This is a genomic window from Pseudomonas silensiensis (genome assembly GCF_050434865.1).
Taxonomy (GTDB): Bacteria; Pseudomonadota; Gammaproteobacteria; order Pseudomonadales; family Pseudomonadaceae; genus Aquipseudomonas; species Aquipseudomonas fluorescens_W.
This window is the reverse complement of the sequence record NZ_JBNDJH010000011.1, coordinates 1-18,427: the sequence shown is the minus strand read 5'-3', so window position 1 is coordinate 18,427 and position 18,427 is coordinate 1. Positions and strand designations below refer to the sequence as shown.

Annotated in this window: 12 protein-coding genes and 4 pseudogenes; 4 read left to right on the top strand and 12 right to left on the bottom strand. The window is 56.8% G+C overall.

What is annotated here, in order from left to right; all coding sequences use genetic code 11:
- Nucleotides 1–204 precede the first annotated feature (204 nt).
- The 3 genes from QF010_RS16950 to QF010_RS16940 are packed head-to-tail and all read right to left on the bottom strand — an operon-like array spanning nt 205 to nt 2,263.
- Nucleotides 205–822: a TPM domain-containing protein gene (locus QF010_RS16950; protein WP_033058909.1), complete on the bottom strand. Its 618-nt coding sequence runs from the start codon at nt 820–822 to the stop codon at nt 205–207.
- A gap of 33 nt (nt 823–855) precedes the next feature.
- The gene (locus QF010_RS16945; protein ID WP_429533556.1) at nt 856–1,608 is read right to left on the bottom strand and encodes a TPM domain-containing protein; all 753 of its coding nucleotides are present in this window, start codon (nt 1,606–1,608) and stop codon (nt 856–858) included.
- A 43-nt stretch (nt 1,609–1,651) separates the two neighbouring features.
- A complete protein-coding gene (locus QF010_RS16940; protein WP_033058913.1) occupies nt 1,652–2,263 on the bottom strand; it encodes a LemA family protein in 612 nt (203 codons plus the stop codon).
- A 236-nt stretch (nt 2,264–2,499) separates the two neighbouring features.
- On the opposite strand from QF010_RS16940, the gene bglX reads away from it, so the two are divergent.
- The gene (bglX, locus tag QF010_RS16935) at nt 2,500–4,791 is read left to right on the top strand and encodes a beta-glucosidase BglX (RefSeq protein WP_429533555.1); all 2,292 of its coding nucleotides are present in this window, start codon (nt 2,500–2,502) and stop codon (nt 4,789–4,791) included.
- 132 nt (nt 4,792–4,923) lie between these two features.
- Here the strand turns inward: bglX and QF010_RS16930 are convergent, their stop codons facing one another.
- The 4 genes and pseudogenes from QF010_RS16930 to QF010_RS16915 all read right to left on the bottom strand — a co-directional run.
- Nucleotides 4,924–6,081, bottom strand: coding sequence for a phospholipase D-like domain-containing protein (locus QF010_RS16930; RefSeq protein ID WP_429512136.1), 1,158 nt, complete (start codon nt 6,079–6,081; stop codon nt 4,924–4,926).
- 1 nt (nt 6,082) lies between these two features.
- Entirely contained in the window at nt 6,083–6,673 is a 591-nt protein-coding gene (locus QF010_RS16925; RefSeq protein ID WP_429533554.1) for a YceI family protein, read from the bottom strand.
- A 210-nt stretch (nt 6,674–6,883) separates the two neighbouring features.
- Nucleotides 6,884–7,213 carry an amidase gene (locus QF010_RS16920; protein WP_429533553.1) on the bottom strand — a complete coding sequence of 110 codons (330 nt, stop codon included), beginning with the start codon at nt 7,211–7,213 and terminating at the stop codon, nt 6,884–6,886.
- Nucleotides 7,210–7,827 (bottom strand): annotated as a pseudogene (locus tag QF010_RS16915) (serine hydrolase domain-containing protein); the annotation flags it as partial. The pseudogene QF010_RS16915 and the gene QF010_RS16920, both read right to left, overlap by 4 nt.
- Before the next feature lie 1,127 nt (nt 7,828–8,954).
- On the opposite strand from QF010_RS16915, the gene QF010_RS16910 reads away from it, so the two are divergent.
- Complete coding sequence (locus tag QF010_RS16910) at nt 8,955–9,917, top strand: hypothetical protein (RefSeq protein WP_033058921.1); 963 nt, start codon at nt 8,955–8,957, stop codon at nt 9,915–9,917.
- Nucleotides 9,918–10,629: 712 nt separating this feature from the next.
- Here QF010_RS16910 and QF010_RS16905 read toward each other — a convergent pair.
- Nucleotides 10,630–10,812: pseudogene (locus QF010_RS16905) on the bottom strand (group II intron reverse transcriptase/maturase); the annotation flags it as partial.
- 783 nt (nt 10,813–11,595) lie between these two features.
- On the opposite strand from QF010_RS16905, the gene QF010_RS16900 reads away from it, so the two are divergent.
- Complete coding sequence (locus QF010_RS16900) at nt 11,596–11,892, top strand: hypothetical protein (protein ID WP_197281756.1); 297 nt, start codon at nt 11,596–11,598, stop codon at nt 11,890–11,892.
- Nucleotides 11,893–11,980: 88 nt separating this feature from the next.
- Nucleotides 11,981–12,206: pseudogene (locus tag QF010_RS16895) on the top strand (IS66 family transposase); the annotation flags it as partial.
- A gap of 152 nt (nt 12,207–12,358) precedes the next feature.
- Here QF010_RS16895 and QF010_RS16890 read toward each other — a convergent pair.
- The 4 genes and pseudogenes from QF010_RS16890 to QF010_RS16875 all read right to left on the bottom strand — a co-directional run.
- Entirely contained in the window at nt 12,359–12,964 is a 606-nt protein-coding gene (locus QF010_RS16890) for an AAA family ATPase (RefSeq protein ID WP_429512130.1), read from the bottom strand.
- Nucleotides 12,954–14,598, bottom strand: a pseudogene (locus QF010_RS16885) (transposase family protein). Before QF010_RS16885 ends, QF010_RS16890 begins: the two are co-directional and overlap by 11 nt.
- A 4-nt stretch (nt 14,599–14,602) precedes the next feature.
- A complete protein-coding gene (locus QF010_RS16880) occupies nt 14,603–15,184 on the bottom strand; it encodes a recombinase family protein (protein ID WP_033058928.1) in 582 nt (193 codons plus the stop codon).
- A 2,062-nt stretch (nt 15,185–17,246) separates the two neighbouring features.
- Nucleotides 17,247–18,427: hypothetical protein (locus tag QF010_RS16875; RefSeq protein WP_429533552.1), on the bottom strand; the 1,181-nt coding region annotated here is incomplete at its 5' end.

Below are 18,427 nucleotides of genomic sequence, written 5' to 3'. Positions count from 1 at the left end.
GTTTGAAAACCACCCCTCACCCCAGCCCTCTCCCCAGGGGGGAGAGGGGAAAGGGAGCCGATCGGGGGCTTTTCAAAACCTGAGTTCGACTCAAAATTTTCAGGTCGCAGTATCTCGAACATCCAACTCGGTAGGCTCCCTCTACCCCCTGGGGAGAGGGCTGGGGTGAGGGGTGGATCTCAAGTCGAACAAGAATCCAGAAGCCTACCCCAACACCACCAACCGATTCGGCAACTCATTCCTCACATGCGTCACCGGCACATGCACCTTGAGCAACTCGCCACACGCCTCCACACACGTCACAAACCCCTGCAACGTCTGCCCCTGCTTCACCTGTTGGGTAAACGCCGCAACAATTCCATCCCAGTTCTTGTTGTCCAGCCGTTTCGAAATCCCTTCATCCACCAGAATTTCCACATAGCGTTCAGCCTCACAGACAAAGATCAGCATGCCGGTGCTGCCCACCGTGTGGTGCAGGTTCTGCTCCAGAAACTGCCGGCGCGCCAGGTTCGAGGCGCGCCAATGACGCACCGAGCGCGGGATCAGGTGCGTGGTGATTTTCGGAATCCGGAACACCAGGCACAGCACGATGAACGAGATCCATTGCACCAGCAGCAAGCTGTGCAGGGTCAGCCAGCCGGTCAGGTAATGCACGATTCCCGGCACGACCAGCGCCAGCAGGCTGGCCCAGAGCAGCGGGATGTACGCGTAGTCGTCGGCGCGGGCCGCGAGCACGGTCACCAGTTCGGCGTCGGTGTCACGCTCGACCCGGGCAATCGCCTCGGCAACTTTGCGTTGTTCGTGTTCAGTCAGTAATGCCATGTTTAAGAATGCCCGCTCGCTATTGTTGTGTGATCACCAGCCGCCCGAGGAACCGCCTCCCCCGAAACTGCCCCCGCCGCCGCTGAAGCCCCCGCCGCCACCGCCGCCACCAAAACCTCCACCGCCGAACCCGCCGCTCGAACCGCCTCGACCGCCGCCGCTGGGCAGAATCCCGAGCATCTGGCAGACAAACATCGTCAGGATGAACAGCATCACCAGAAACACGAAGATCCCCGGATGCCGTGAGACGAAGTCGCTTTCCTGATTGCCGCCCGAGTCATACACCGTGGACGGCTCATCCAGCGGATTGCCGCCCAGCACCACAAGCATTGCCGCGACCCCGTCGCTGATGCCCTTGCTGAAGTTGCCGGTCTTGAACGCCGGGGTGATCACCTGATTGATGATCACCGAGCTCTGCGCATCGGTCAGCCGGTCTTCCAGGCCATAACCGACTTCAATCCGCAGCTTGCGATCGTCACGCGCCACGATCAGCAAGGCGCCAGTGTTCTTGTCCTTCTGGCCGATGCCCCAGTAGCGCCCCAGTTGATAACCGAAGTCCGCAATGTCGGTGCCCTGTAAATTCGGCAACGTGACCACCACCAACTGCTCGCCAGTGGCTTTTTCATGGGCCTGAAGCTGTTGCGTCAACTGCTCACGCACTGCTGGCTCGATCATCTGGGCGTTATCGACCACCCGTCCGGTCAGTTCCGGAAACTTCAACGCAGCCTGGGCCGTCAGGGTAAACACCCAGAGCAACAGCACCAGGCCAACTTTCAACACACGCATTGGCAACCTCATCCTTGGTGATGCTTCAAGCCCCTCGCGGCGCTTACTGGAACTTCACTTGAGGCGCTTTTTCCGCATCGGGGCTGGTAGCCTCGAAGGTTTCGCGGATCGGCAAATCGCTGTACATCACGCTGTGCCACAGGCGACCGGGGAACGTACGGATTTCCGTGTTGTATTTCTGCACGGCGAGGATGAAGTCGCGACGCGCCACGGCAATGCGGTTCTCGGTGCCTTCAAGTTGCGACTGCAACGCCAGGAAGTTCTGGTTGGCCTTGAGGTCCGGGTAACGCTCGGACACCACCATCAAACGGCTCAAGGCACCGGTCAACTGATCCTGGGCCTGCTGGAATTGCTTGAGTTTTTCCGGGTTATCCAGGGTTTTGGCATCGACCTGGATCGAAGTGGCCTTGGCCCGGGCTTCAATTACGGCGGTCAGGGTTTCTTCTTCGTGCTTGGCGTAGCCCTTGACGGTTTCCACCAGGTTGGGAATCAGGTCGGCGCGGCGCTGGTACTGGTTCTGCACCTGGCCCCAGGCAGCCTTGGCCTGTTCGTCGAGGGTCGGGATCGTGTTGATGCCGCAGCCAGCCAGCAGCGTGGTCAACAACATCAAGGCTGCAACCTGCAGGCTCGACCGATAGTGGTGTCGTACATTCATCTGGTTGACGCTCCCTTGCACATTCCGTTGAAAAACAACCTTCGAACTTTGAACCCGGCTCTTGGGGCATAATCTGCGGCCACCACTGGATTGCATCGAGCCAATGGGCTAAAAGATGCCCCAGCGCGAAAACACGCAGAAGTGTGCTGCATTTACCTGAACAACAATAGTCGCTCCCTAAATTTTGGCTGACCGGCGCGTATTCACTGCCGTTTAGGCTTTTGAGAAAACAATTCATGAAGAAGCTGTGTTTGCTGGGCCTGTTCGTCAGCCTGGCCAGTCATAACGTATTGGCCGCCACGACGCCCGCACCTTTGGAAAACAAGGACGCGTTCATCAGCAACCTGATGAAGCAGATGACCCTCGATGAAAAGATTGGCCAATTGCGCCTGATCAGCATCGGCCCGGAAATGCCGCGGGAGCTGATCCGCAAGGAAATCGCCGCCGGCAACATCGGTGGCACGTTCAACTCGATCACCCGCCCGGAAAACCGTCCGATGCAGGACGCGGCCATGCGCAGCCGGCTGAAGATCCCGATGTTCTTCGCCTATGACGTGATCCACGGCCACCGCACCATCTTCCCGATCCCTATTGCCCTGGCTTCGAGCTGGGACATGGACGCCATCGGCCTGTCCGGGCGCATCGCCGCCAAGGAAGCCGCGGCGGACAGCCTCGACATCACCTTCGCACCGATGGTCGACATCTCCCGCGACCCGCGCTGGGGCCGGACGTCCGAAGGCTTCGGTGAAGACACGTACCTGGTGTCGCGCATCGCCGGCGTGATGGTCAAAGCCTTCCAGGGCACGGGCGCGAACGCGGCCGACAGCATCATGGCCAGCGTCAAGCACTTTGCCCTGTACGGCGCAGTCGAGGGCGGTCGCGACTACAACGTCGTCGACATGAGCCCGGTCAAGATGTTCCAGGACTACCTGCCACCGTACCGCGCCGCCATCGACGCCGGTGCTGGCGGGGTAATGGTCGCGCTGAACTCGATCAACGGCGTGCCGGCCACCGCGAACACTTGGCTGATGAACGACCTGTTGCGCAAGCAATGGGGCTTCAAAGGCCTGGCCGTCAGCGACCACGGGGCGATTTTCGAGCTGATCAAACACGGCGTCGCCCGTGACGGTCGCGAAGCCGCGAAGCTGGCGATCAAGGCCGGCATCGACATGAGCATGAACGACACCCTGTACGGCAAAGAGCTGCCGGGGCTGTTGAAGGCAGGTGAGATCCAGCAAAGCGACATCGACAACGCCGTGCGTGAAGTGCTCGCCGCCAAGTACGACATGGGCCTGTTCAAGGACCCGTACCTGCGCATCGGCAAGGCTGAGGATGATCCGGCCGACACCTACGCCGAAAATCGCCTGCACCGCGCCGAGGCCCGCGATGTTGCGCGCCGCAGCATGGTTTTGCTGAAGAACCAGGGCGAAACCCTGCCGCTGAAGAAAACCGCGAAAATCGCCTTGGTTGGTCCGCTGGCCAAGGCACCGATCGACATGATGGGCAGCTGGGCCGCCGCCGGCAAACCCGCGCAATCGGTGACCCTGTTCGACGGCATGACCACTGCACTGGGCGCGCAATCGACGCTGATCTACGCCCGTGGCGCTAACATCACCAGCGACAAGAAGGTCCTGGATTACCTGAACTTCCTCAACTTCGACGCACCGGAAGTGGTGGATGATCCGCGTTCGGCCCAAGAGCTGATCGACGAAGCCGTGAAAGCCGCCAAGGATGCCGATGTGGTGGTGGCAGCGGTGGGCGAGTCCCGTGGCATGTCCCACGAATCGTCGAGCCGCACCGACCTGAACATCCCGGCCAACCAGCGCGATTTGATCAAGGCCCTGAAAGCCACCGGCAAACCGCTGGTGCTGGTGATGATGAACGGCCGTCCCCTGACGATTCTCGAAGAGAAGGAACAGGCCGACGCGATTCTGGAAACCTGGTTCAGCGGCACCGAAGGCGGCAACGCCATCGCCGATGTGCTGTTCGGCGACTACAATCCGTCGGGCAAATTGCCGATCACCTTCCCGCGCTCGGTAGGCCAGATTCCGACCTACTACAACCACCTGAGCATTGGCCGGCCATTCACGCCGGGCAAACCGGGCAACTACACCTCGCAGTATTTCGATGACACCACAGGTCCTCTGTTCCCGTTCGGTTTCGGCCTGAGCTACACCGATTTCAGTCTGAGCGACATGGCACTGTCGTCGACCACACTGAACAAAACCGGCAAGCTCGACGCCAGCGTCATGGTGAAAAACACCGGCAAGCGTGACGGCGAAACCGTGGTGCAGTTGTACATCCAGGACGTGACCGGCTCGATGATCCGTCCGCTCAAGGAACTGAAGAACTTCCAGAAAATCACGCTGAAGGCCGGCGAACAGAAAGTCGTGCACTTCACCATCACCGAGGATGACCTGAAGTTCTTCAACACCCAGCTCAAGTACGCGGCAGAACCGGGCAAGTTCAACGTGGAGATCGGCCTGGATTCCCAGGACGTGACGCAGCAGAGCTTTGAATTGCTGTAATTTTCAGGCAACACATAAAACCCTGTAGGAGTGAGCCTGCTCGCGATAGCGGTCTATCAGCTAGATCAATGCTGAATGACATGACGCCATCGCGAGCAGGCTCACTCCTACATTTTGTTTTGGGTGTGACGACTATCCCCGTCGATCCAGCAGATTCACCACCAGCCGATCCACCCATCCCCAAATCCTTTGCTTCACCCGCCGCCACAGCGGCCGGCGTTGCCATGCCTCCAGGCTGACTTCCTGGCTCTGCGCAAAGTCCCTCTCGAAACTTGCCGCCACCGCACGCGTCAGCCCCGGGTCCAACGCCTCTAGGTTGGCTTCCAGGTTGAAGCGCAGATTCCAGTGATCGAAATTGCACGAACCGATGCTCACCCAGTCGTCGATCAGGACCATTTTCAAATGCAGGAAACACGGCTGGTATTCGAAGATCTGCACCCCGGCCTTGAGCAATCGCGGGTAATAGCGGTGCCCGGCGTAGCGCACCGACGGGTGATCGGTGCGTGGCCCGGTCAGCAGCAGGCGCACATCGACACCTCGGACGGCTGCCCGGCGCAGTGAGCGACGGACTTTCCAGGTCGGCAGGAAATACGGCGTCGCCAGCCAGATCCGTTGCTGCCCGCTGTTCAGCGCACGGACCAGCGATTGCAGAATGTCCCGGTGCTGACGGGCGTCGGCGTACGCCACCCGGCCCATGCCCTCGCCCGTGGACGGCACGCGTGGCAGACGCGGCAAGCCGAAATGCGAAGCGGGTTTCCAGGCGCGCCGATGGCGGTTGGCGATCCATTGGCGGTCGAACAGCAACTGCCAGTCGATGACCAAGGGACCGGTGATTTCCACCATCACTTCGTGCCATTCGCTGGTGTCTTCGCCCGGTGTCCAGAATTCATCGGTCACCCCGGTGCCGCCCACCACGGCCAAGCTCTGATCGACCAGCAACAGCTTGCGGTGATCGCGGTAGAAGTTGCCCACCCAACGCCGCCAGCTCAGGCGATTGTAGAAACGCAGCTCCACACCCGCGGCCATCAAACGCTGACGCAAAGTCAGAGTGAACGCGAGGCTGCCGTAATCATCGAACAGGCAGCGCACGCGCACCCCACGTTCGGCAGCCAGGACCAACGCCTGAACCATCGCTTCGGCACAGGCACCCGCCTCCACCAGGTACAACTCCAGTTCGACCTGCTCTTCGGCGCGAGCAATCGCGACCAACATGCGGGGGAAGAACTGCGGACCGTCGATCAACAGTTCAAAACGGTTGCCTTCACGCCAGGGGAAAATCGCGCCGGCCATGTCAGCGCGCCGTGAAAATCAGTACCGCACCCACCGGCACCGACAGACTGATAGCCGACAAACCGGCGACCTTGCGCAAACTGTCCAGGCCGGGGGTCAAGTCGAAATCCGCGGCATTGATGATCAGCGGTTCGAGGGTCACCACCTGGAAGCGTCGGTCATCGAGACGGGTTGCCAGCAGTTCGGCGTTGTATTCATGTTGTTTGCCATGGAGGTTGACGGTCAGCGGCAGGCGCAATTCAAGTTGCGCGCCGGGCGCCAGATCGTTGATCGGGCGTAGATCAATCTGCGCGGTGATCAGTGCTTCGGGGAAAGTCTGGATTTCAAACAGCTCCTTGCGCATGCGTTCATCGCGCAGCGGGATGCCACTGTTGACCGAGTCCATCTCGACTTCCACCTCGGCCAGGCCTTTGGGATCGACCTTGCCGTGCAACACCAGAAAGCGCTGCACTTCGGAGATATTGGTGTTTTTGGTGCTGATGAACGACAGCCGCGAGGACTCACCATCCAGATACCAATCGGCGTGGGCCGACAGCGTGGCACTGGCCAGCAGCAGGAAGGCGAGGGTTTTGCAGAGGAAGCGGTTGAACATAGAGACTCGTGGGGCAGATAAACCTGCACGAACCTAAACCGCCCCTGAGCCAATTGCAAACTTGTGTAGCAGCTGGCGAAGCCTGCGTTCGGCTGCGAAGCAGTCGTAAAACCGGGCACCGCGGTGTTTCAGTAAAAACGAGGTGGCAGGATTGGCGACTGCTTCGCAGCCGAACGCAGGCTTCGCCAGCTGCTACAAGGACAGTGGTGTTCAGGGATTCAGTCGGCAGCCTTGGCGTTCGCCGATCCATTGCGCGCTGTTGCTGCGGCCCATGCCGCTGACGGTAACGCGCTTGCTGGCGGCGTCATCAGTAAAGCCACTGGTCGGCAGCCACTGCTTCACATAGCCGTGGCAATACTCGGCCGGGTTGTTCATCACGTAACGGCACGAACAATATTCCTTGGCGGTATAGCTGCTGATGATGTCCGGGAACGCCCACAGCGCCACGCGCTCCTGCCAGATCCAGCCGAGCAAGGCGACCAGCAGGATCAACAACAGCGTGCTGAACGGTCGGCGACGAACAAAGCTGCGACGGTTCATGGCTGCCCCTTCGCGGCAAATGCCTTGAGCGCGAGTTTGAGCAAATCGTTGTGCCGGTAGCTGCCGTCACGGTCATCGCCGTAGCGCACGATCACCAGGCTTTCGCTGGGAATTACGTACATCGCCTGCCCCCAATGACCCAGCGCGGCGAAGGTATCGTCGGGGGCAGCGGGCCAGGGTTTTGCCGCGCCTTCCACCGCGCGGTTAAGCCACCAATGGCCGCCGGGCACGGCGTCGTCCTGATTGGCTTGATAGCGGGCGAACGGTTCGCGGTTGAAGGCAACCCAGTCTTTAGGCAGCAATTGCCGCTCGCCCCAACGGCCGTCGCGGGCCATCAACAGACCGACTCGCGCGAGGTCCCGGGCGGTGAGGTAGGCATAGGACGAAGCGACGAAGGTTCCTGTGGAATCGCTTTCCCAGACGGCGTGGCGAATCCCCAAGGGTTCGAACAGAGCAGTCCATGGATAGTCCGGATAGCGGGTCGGGCCGACGATGTTTTTCAGCGCGGCGGACAACAGATTGCTATCACCGCTGGAGTAACGGAATGCCTGACCGGGTTTGGCGTATTCACCGTGATCGGCGGTGAACGCAGCCATGTCCGGGTGACCACGGGTGTCATGAGTTTTCACTTCGATTGGAATTCTTTTCATTAAGAATGGAACCAGCCAACCACAGCCAGCCGTGTCGCGAAAACCTTGAACGCCAACATGGGCGCCGTTTGTGAAAGGTTTTATGTCGTGAAGTCGGGCCGTTGCTAGAAGAATTTCCGCGGTGCGGCGCTGAACAGCCCCACTCCGAAGCACACCTCCTACTTGGCAATACTCTTGGCTCCCCAGCTAGTATCTCTCAAACATTGAACGACCTCGGAGAAGCTGCCGACTCCGGCGCTGCGCACAACGCATTCGATACTGCTGAAGGTTTCCATAGACGCCACTATAAACTTGTGGCTTAGACGGCCTATTGCATTTACTACCTACCTTTCCTTCAATGGTCATTAGAAAATCAAACGGAATCACCAGAAAATAAAATGCGAAGGTTGAAACGAGGGACTCGGAGCCACAACACGCCCTTACTTGGGTTGGGCCGCCGGCATTGGAAATGGGGCTCTGGATTGTTATCAGTAGAGCTGGACTGATCGCACCAGATTAGAGCAAGAACGGTGAAAAGCCACCTAAGCCGCAGAGGCATAGATGGTCGGACTGACCGCCTTCAGCTCGGCTCCGATGGCCGCGATATCGCAAAAGAACAAGGAAGCGTTCACCTTCCACCGCTCGTTCATTGCATTGCATTGCTGTGGGTAAATTTGATCTCGCGAGCGGATGAAAAAGAGAAAGCGACCGGTGCTCCCCCCGTTCGTGAATGAAACCTATGTACAACCCCTCCCCATAAAGGGGAGCATAACAACACCTTTTTTCTCGATCGCCTTTTGTGATATCTCCTCGTCTAAAAGTCTCAGGAACCCCATTCAGCCTTTGACCACTCAGGGTGCGACTATCCACATTGGGTCCTCCTCATGCAGATTAATCGTCCACCAGCCATTGATACTCCCCCCCCCTCCGTTGCCACTCATACCGCTGCAGCCTCAAGCACGACTGAGGCAGCAGTCCCTCCGAGGGCCAGCTTAAAAAATCGCCTCACGCCGCGTACCGAGGATTATCTCTTACGTCTGCAAATGCATGGCACTCCGACGCAGCGGTTACTAGCCAAATCTGCCTCCTTTGGATTAATGAACGACCTATTCATGGCTAATCCGGCTCGGGATAAACCAGTGTCCCAGTTCGGTGTCGGGATGAGCCTTGATGGGTGCATAGGTATTTTGCTAGCCAACTTCATGCCGCATGACGACAAATTTGAGCTTGAGGCGTTAGCCTTTCGCGCAGAGCGCATTTTCGATAGTGAATCTATCAGTATGGAAAAGGTGATGCTGGAGCATGCGCGAGAGTTGCCAGAAGTTGAAGTCGACAAACATCCCAGCCAATCTACGGTCACTCCAATGCCAGCAAATTCGGAGCAGACGCCACAGGGCGATATCGCCGCTGAACGGAAGGCGATACATAAAGAACTCCAGCGCGTTAATGGCCAGACTATGCATCGGAAAATGGCAAGTATGCTTGCGGATAGGCGTGTCAATGACGGACGTTCCAGTAGCCGTCTGACTGCGCTGCCCACCGCCCATGCCTATCTCGTAAAAGGCAAGTTACGGCAGATGTTCGGCAAGAGCGCTGCATTACAACCACAGCGGACCACTATGTCGGCGAAGACATCTGCTACTTCCGCGCTTATCCCGCTCCGTGGTCCGCAGTATCAATTCAGCCATCAAGAATTCGCCGACTTTTTCGAGGACCATTGGCTCATGGATCCGAAAAACACTCGGCAAGTCGAGGCCGTCCGGAAGAAAAAGAACGCCTCTTCTTCCAAGGAGGATAAAGTTGTAAACCCGCCAAATTCGGGTATTTCACCGCAGTTAGAACTGCGACGCGGACAATTCACTGGTGACTATATAAAGGCAGAGTTGCAAAAGCGTCTGGATCAGGATTTGGCATCTTCTGCAACTAACCAGGCTCCAACGCTGCCGAATCGGCGAGCTGGAAGGGTTGTCGACAACGGCCTCCGGCAACAACTAGCAGAGCATCTGGAGACCGGCCGGGCGCCGAGTGCAAATGTAACCCCGACGCCGCCCTCGCAAAATCAAAGCAGAAAATAGTGATATCGCCATAGGTTCACTGCAGATGACCAAGTCCTTCGCCGGATCGTTAAAAGCATTTTTCCATAGCAAACTGTTGGTTTGAAGAAAGGCAAATCGAATACCCAGCCTCTCCCGAGACACAGCCTCGTCAAGCCTAGGCGCGAGAAATGCCTCTAGATCATCCGTAATCGCGAGATTGAATACGTAGTGTGACTTTTGAGGGGAGACCGCAGTGTTGAACTGTTCAAGTAAATCCGGACACCGGTTACGGTGTGTATGCCGCTTTTTGCTCCATAGCTATTGGCGACAAGTATTTGTTGTAGCTATGGAGCCTTTATCGCAGAGCGACTCGTTAGCGCCGTCATGGTTCTGTTTACCTGCTTCAGGACCTGAATGTTTGCGACCATTGTCACTAGGTCTATTACGGCAAAAAATCCAAAAAGGCATCGGGCAAAAGTCAGCTTCGGGACTATGCCTATTATCATCGCATTGGAACCGATGCCTACCGCTTTGAAGGCGCACATGTCTGTGTGAATCAGCAGATATAAATGACCGTCTAGATGCACTTGTGTGGCAGCAAGTTGTTGAACTGCTTGCCCACCCGGTAAGGCTAAAGAGTGAATATGAACGCAAGTTGGGTGCCCTCGTTGATCCGGATCTCGGTTTTAACGCCAGCGAGAGTTCAACTGAACCAGACAGAAGAGAAAAACGTATGCAAGATCGTACGCGCCGTAAGCGGGCCGCCTTTCGGCGCCCCGCAGCCGCTCTCCTCGACCACGCCATTGATCAGCGTTCCCGCATCCAGATACGTCCGAAGCAGCCGGATAACCGCCCGATCCACAATCCGCCTGCGTAAGCGATCAACCAAAATATCGTGATCGACCCGGTCGAAGAACTTCTCCAGATCAACATTTGTTCGCCTCCCAGGCTGTGATCACCGAGAAAGCACAGCCGATTTTCGGAGAGTTTATTTTGCGACAGAACACTAGTAATTGATTTTGGAGTCCCCACCGCCAGCGGTGGCAACGTCTGTTGGATCCAGCGGCTTTGGTGGTTTGAGTTTTGCCAGATCACTCGCCGCGCTAGCGCCTTGCAGCACATTGGCGGCAGTGTCAGCAGCCTTAAGTACCTGAGGTAATCTAGTGACCGCTGCAGCTATCAAAGGAAACATATTAACTCTCCATATTTTGATACTAAGCGTTAATGCCTAGTAAAGGTGAGTGACCCCTTCGGGCACTTCGGTTCCCTCCACTGGGCATTTATTTCGGCATCAATTGGAAATACGCCTGCCACTATGCGTTCGCTGCTCAACAGTCCCGCACCAGCGGTTTAATCTGTCGAGACTGAATGTGAATACCCCAACGTTGAGCGTTTTTCTACGGCATCGCCGGAAAAACAAGTTCACAGATAAATTCATGGAAGTGCTTGCGTTAAAGAGTCAAGCGGGGATGTTGGCCGCTGGCCCAAAGTGGTGATGTGTTCGTCAGGCAGAAAGGTAAGTTTTGCTGGGGCCCGCGCCAGGCTCCAAGCCTTGGCACAGGATCGATTCGAGGCTTTTTAACTGCATGCGCTCAGTGCCAGCGCACTCTGGCAGGCGGCTTCCAGGCTTATCGAAAACCTGACCCACGAGTCTCGCGGCTCGCTGCGCTTGAAGTTTGCCAAGCGCAGCGAGCAGTTGAATCCGCAGTAGGCCAGCTTGCTCGATGACCTGATCGAGACCGATATCGCCGCGATTGAAGATGAGCTTCACCCCTTACAAACCCCTCCGCCACCGACCGAGAAAAAGCAAAAGCCTAAACGCAATGCGTTGTCAGCAGAGTTTCCACGCACGTTGATCCATCACAACCGGGACAACACTCACTGCCCAGGTGGCTGCGCACTCAACGTCAGCGAGAAGCTGGACTATTCGCCCGGCGTGTTTAGTATCGAACGTCATGTCGGGGGCAAATGGGTCGGTGATGACTGCGAAACGCTGATCCATTTACGCGGCTGAATACGGCAAGAAAAAGCGGTTCCGGTGATGAAGACCCTACACGCCTGAATGATCGCCAAGGCGATCTTGTGCGTGCTCGACTATTGGCAGAGCGCTGGATTACAGCTTAACTCTGGGCAGCGCGGTCGCGCTACCTCGATGACGGGGCCATACCAATTGATAATAATGAGTGCGACAACCAGATCCGCCCGTGGACACCAGGGTGCAAGAACTGGCTCTTCGCAGGTTCGCTGCGCAGCGGCAAACGGGCGGCCGCGATCATGAGCTTGATCCAGTCTGCGCGGCTGAATGGTCATGATCCGTATGCCTATCTCCTTAGGCAGATTGAAGCCAAAGCAAATGCAGGCCTTGCAATGCGCGCAGGCGCTTGAGAAAGGTTTCGTGCTATAGGAATTGCCCAAGTCGTAGTAGAGATACGACTCACTGTCCTGCCGGGCGATGACGTCATGGTCGATCTATAGTGAAATCATGGGGGACATATGGGTAGCGGCTCGCGCTCATCGCGACGGGCCCACACTGTCTGCAAATGGCGAATGGTCATTATTGTTTCAACTGAACTGTCAACTTGAAGTCTTAGACCCTGTTCCGTCCATGCGCACCGATGAATTAGCTTGCTGCTGTGGCATAGCCGCGAGGATGTATAGCTAGTGAGTGTACGTCCGTTCAAGTCATGCGCTTCATCGACGAACATGACGATGGGTTTCTTTCCCTTCAAAATCATCTCTTGAAGCTGTCGGTCGCGGCGCTCGATCTTCTTAGGTATCTGCACCTGTTTTTCAGACGATAAGTCGTAATAAAGGGCCTCGATCAACGTGGCCAGCTTGATATTGTGCTTATCCACGGCGACAGACTTGGAGACGATCACTTTCTTGTCGTCTTGCAGCATTTTGGTCAACCTGCGTAACAGCACAGTCTTACCGCTACCGATCACACCACAAATAGCGACCAGGCGACCTTCCATTACGGCACCGCGAACGTCCTTGATCAGATCCTTGTGGTGCTCCGTCTCGTAGTAACCTGACTGCTTGAATGGCACCGCCAACCCGAAATGCTGCATCACCTCAGCTCGCATGTTGAGACCCCTTTTTATTTTTATGTCGGAAGTTCTCACGCACGCGCGCTAGAACAAGGCTGCGCGTCAGCGTTTCGGCCAGCATCTGGTCGATGAATGTTTTGTCTTCAACCGTAAGCTTGGCCAGTGGTTTAGCCAACTCTTCGGCGATGGCTAATTTGGCCGCGATCACCGTCGGATAGTGATACTCGTGTGCGTGCGGGTCGAACGGCTGACGAGGAATACTTGCCGCCGATGTGGGAGCATCCGTCAAGCGCACGTCGGTGCCTGATAGGGCGGCAATCGGCAGTCCAAGTTGGTCAGCCAGCAAGCGAATACGGTCTGCGCGCTCATCCGCCTTGGTTCGTTTGACGGCCCGATAGCGGCGCAGCGGAATAGGGCCGTTTACCGGATAGTAGGGGCCGAAGCGCTCGCCCTCATACTCGGCGTACAACTCATTGTCGAACAGGCCCCACAGCAGAATCGCATGGTCGCCGGCCATGCCCGGATCAAGCTCATATTGCGTACCATCGATGGTGATACGTGCATCGATACCGACCTTGCGCCGCTCAAGCTCGCGCGCGAAGCGACAAAATTGCTCCCAAGTACACATCTCGCGCAAGCCATCGTCTGGCAGCATAGCGAGCCAGTCCGCCATGCGAGTGCGCGACTCTGAACGATGACGCTGCTGATTGTAGGTATGCACCAGATAGTGCGACAGCCATTCGTTCGCCTGCTGCTCAGTTTCCGGCTTGTGAAAGTGGTACAGAGTCTCGTGGGCTTCCTTGACCGTGCGAAACGGACGTTCGACCTTGCCCTTGGATCGAGCCGTTGTTCGCGTGCCGTCCTTGCCGGCAGGAAGATGTGTCTGCCATTCAATCGCGAGTGCTTGCATCACGTTCTGGAAAACGCGGGATGTAGCGACAGGGCCATTGTCTAGATAGATCATGTTAGGTCGACCCTAAAACGGGTTCTGCGCGTCGGCCTTGGGGGGTCATGGCATTGAACAGGAAACGCAGTGCTGTTTCCGCATCTTCACCGTAGATGCAGTGGTACTCCTGGTAAGCGGTACCACTTCGGTCATCAACCACACTGAAAATCGCCAGTGTAGGCTCGCCCTTGCTGGGGTCGATCCAGTTTGGCTTGTCGATGCGTTTGAGGTCGGACGGAGATATGTCGAACTGCCAGCAATCGTTGCTATGCTCAGCTTGGAAACGCACGGCAGCGGGCTCGCGCGTCAAATGTGAATGGTCCAAGTGCCAGCGGTCGAGATAACGATTGACGGTCGGCTTGGTCAACAGCCCCTTGGGCGCCTTTATTAAGCCTTGTTTCGTCTCGACGCCAAAATTCTCCAGCAACTTGATCGCGTTGGGTGTGGAAAGGTGGCGATTGTTCTTGTTGGTGGTGCGCAGTTTCAAGGCCGCGACTAGATCGCAGTAACGCTCTAATTCGGCTTGTGGAAGTACGCGCGGTTTGCCGTGGTCAGCGCGGTGTACCGAGTGTGGTTTTTTGAAGGCATATAATGCGCGATAAACAGTGGTGGACGACACACCGTATAGTTCGGCAACGGCCTGTACCTGCCTGGCGCGCTCAGGGCTTTTGCGTGGCAAACGATCAAGCCGCTGTCGCAGTTGCAACAGCGAATCTGTGGGGATTTGCTTATGCCGCGCGAACGGCATCGCTATCAGCCTTCGCGAGGTAGTTGTACAGCGTCTCGCGGCTAATGCCAAAATCGCGTGCAACCTGCACCTTAGTTTCTCCGGAGGCTACCCGCTGACGCAGTTCCGCGATCCGCTCCGGGGATAGTGATTTCTTCCGGCCCCGGTAGACACCGCGCTGCTTAGCTAGCGCTATGCCTTCACGCTGTCGCTCGCGGATCAAAGCTCGCTCGAATTCTGCGAAGGCTCCCATCACAGAAAGCATCAGCGTGGCCATTGGCGAATCATCGCCAATAAACGTCAATGCTTCTTTAACAAACTCGATGCGAATTCCGCGCTTGACCAACTTTTGGACAATACCGCGCAAGTCGTCGAGGTTACGCGCCAAACGATCCATGCTGTGCACGACTACGGTATCGCCCTCGCGGACAAATGCGAGTAATGCGTCGAGTTGGAGCCGCTGGATATCCTTACCCGACGCCTTGTCGATGAAAGTACGATCAACCTGAACATGCTCCAGCTGACGTTGAGTATTCTGCTCTAACGTACTGACCCGAATGTAGCCGACGCGTTGCCCTTGCATCTTTCTCTTACCTCAACTTTGTCAAGTTGACATCTTAGACCCTGCTCCATCCGTGTCAATCAATAGAGATACCCACCTTAAATTGGCGTTATTTGCCAGTGTGGCTGACTGTCAATCTGGGGTGTACCCATATGGAACAGTACAGGCGGCCGCTCACTTGCAATTAGTCTTGGTCGGCCGTGTTGGATTGCAGGTCGAAGCGGATAAATGCAAGTTCATTCGCCATTAACCCCGGTTCGCAGGCCGGATAGGCGCAATTAATTCCGGTCGAAAAACGCGCTAATTGCAGGTCGGCGTGTTTATGAATGCAGGTCGCTACAATTATCGATTCCCTTGCTCATCATCTGGTGAGGGAGACCGGGAATCATACCCGTCAGGCCCTGGAGATGCGACGGGCGGCCCTTGATAGGTAGCAGGCGGATTTTTAAATGGTGGATATTGAAAAGTGCCCTCAGGAGACGATGGGATGTCCGGGGAGTCGGGAGGCACCGGATGCCCGTGAGGGTTGGGTAGCGCAATATAGTGGCGTGGCGGGAAAGCACCGTTGAACTGCAGAATGTCCATCTCAGGCTTTCCTGCCACGTCAGGGACCTTTACAAAACTTTGAAGATGCGGCAGCTGTCGAGCTGTCGCTTGATCCCTAAGGGATGGTTCCCATGCTGTATGCGGGCCGGGTGGATGGCTGTGCCCCAAGGTGCGCCCGGACCGCTTTTCGGGATCGGGAAAATCGTCTAAACTGACATGCCCATGTTCTCCAACGGCAACTTCCCCTGCCTCCAAATTATTAGAACTGCCACTATAGTGGCTGACTTGTGCCTTCTCCTGAAATGTTGGATCTAGAGAGTAAGGGCGGTTAGGGTTTGATTCCACACCAGGAATCGATCTAAAGTTGTTAATTCCATCTCGTAGGTCAGACGATTGATACTTATAACCATTGAACTTGCTATTTAAACTGTTCTCTCCATCACTTTCCTGCTGTGCCATTTCATTTATCTTACGACAGTAAGGGTCAGTGGGGTCAGTGGAAAGAACAGGATTTTGTGGGTGTCGTTGTAGGGGCCATGAGTGGGGGTTTGGTTGGACCAATAGGGCAGGCTCGTAGTTAATAAAGTTGCCGTTAACAGTAGGCCTCAGCACATTGTCGGATGTCTCAATAATTGGCTGCCGCCTCACTGAGAAGCGTAGCCCCGTAGACGATGGATCAAGGGCAGCCTGGGACAACGACGTTTTTTGTGAGGGATTGCCCGGTTTGATCAGTGCGCCTGTCGCATCCGTACGTGCCGCGCGTTGTGGCTCTGGTGGCTCTGGTGGCGCTGTCGTTGAAGTCGAAGTTGAAATGGGGGCGACTGCCGAGGGTGGCTGGTCTGGCACAACCGCGTGTGGCGGCGGGCTGGCTGAGGAAATACGCATCGGTTATAGAGTCCTTACGGTACAGCGGACGGCCAGGCACACCGAGCTTGGGAGAGTCCGTGAGTTGACTCACGGCCTTGTGTCGAGAGTATTGAGTGGTCTGAGAGCGATTCGAGTTCCGGACACGAAAATACAATAATTGAGTTGTCCGGAATCGAGAGAATGTAATTAGTTTTTTGTAAAAAGTCTTGGCAGGAGACTGCCTACCTCTAGCGGCTCGCGTTTGAAAACACGCTGGCCGGCATTCCACTGTTAGGCAAAACCGCCATCCGCCATTTGCAGATAGCGTGAGCCCGTCGCAATGAAATGCGAGCCCGCGCCGTCGAATGCGAGCTCATTTGCAATTAATGTGAGCCGGCGGCTTTCGCTGGTTGCAGTTAATGTGAGCCAGAAATGCCGATGAATGCGAGCCAGCGTGTTTTCAAACGCGAGCCGCTACAGGTAGCGCCCCAGGTCAGATGGCGACTAACACTGATGTCGTGCGGTACCGATGACTTGGCCTGATTGGCGAGTGGGAAACGAAACAAGGGCGGGCTTGCCGCCCTCTTTTGGCGACGTTGCCTTCCTGTCTTTTAGTTTAGGAATGCCGTCCTCATTCTTCGAACCGAAGGCGCTGGGTCATATCGCCCGCGCCATGACCTTGTGTGTGCTATCACTGGTTTGGCCCGGGAAAAGAGGGTTCCCCAGAAGCAGGCCCTTGCTTTCTTGCACTGCGAATCTCCTCGACACGGACACCTAGCTGCGCCGCCAAAGCTAGTTCCTGAGCCTGAAGCGTTGCAAGATCAGCAGCCGTGGCCGTCGGACCTAATTCCCGAACGACTTGGGCGGCTATCATTGCGCGGTTGTAATCCGTGGCGCTGGCGTCGGGACCGAACATGGCCTTCGCGAGTTTGTCTTTGTTCGCGCGAGAGTAATCGTTGGCGGTGGCGTCGGGACCGGACCTGGCCTGCGCGAGTTTGTCTTTGTTCGCGCGGTCGTAATCCCTGGCGGTGGCGTCGGGACCGAACCTGGCCTTCGCGAGTTTTTCTTTGTTCGTGCGGGAGTAATCCTTGGCGGTGGCGTCGGGACCGAGCCTGGCCTTCGCGAGTTTGTCTTTGTTCGCACGGTCGTAATCGGCGACGGTGGCGTCGGGACCGAGCCTGGACTTCGCGAGTTTGTCTCTGTTCGCGCGGTCGTAATCGGCGACGGTGGCGTCGGGACCGAGCCTGGCCTTCGCGAGTTTGTCTTTGTTCGCGCGGTCGTAATCGGCGACGGTGGCGTCGGGACCGAGCCTGGCCTTCGCGAGTTCGTCTTTTTTCGCGCGAGAGTAATCGGCGGGGGTGGCGTCGGGACCGAACATGGCCTTCGCGAGTTTGTCTTTGGTCGCCCGGGCGTAATCGGCGGCGGTGGCGTCGGGACCGAACATGGCCTTCGCGCGTTTTTCGCTTTTCGCGCGGGAGTAATCGGCGGCGGTGGCCTCGGGACCGAGCCTGGCCTTCGCGAGTTTGTCTTTGTTCGCGCGCTCGTAATCGGCGACGGTGGCGTTGGGACCGAGCCTGGTCTTCGCGAGTTTGTCTTTGCTCGCGCTGAATTTCTCAGATAATACTTTTGGATATGGCGTAACTCCAGCGGAGGCATTCGCGTAGAAAGCAGCGGCCGCTTGTTGATCAATGGGTGTCTTTCCGGGCTGGGCATTGATCGCTGCGACACCCTCTTTAAATCGTTGATTTACCGCCGGACTATTTTTCCCTACTTTACCTTTTTGCGCATGGAGTATGGTGTTATTAACCAGTTGCTCCAGCGATTGCTTTCGTTCAAGGGGAATCCCCTGAATCTGTGTGCCCCCCAGTTGGG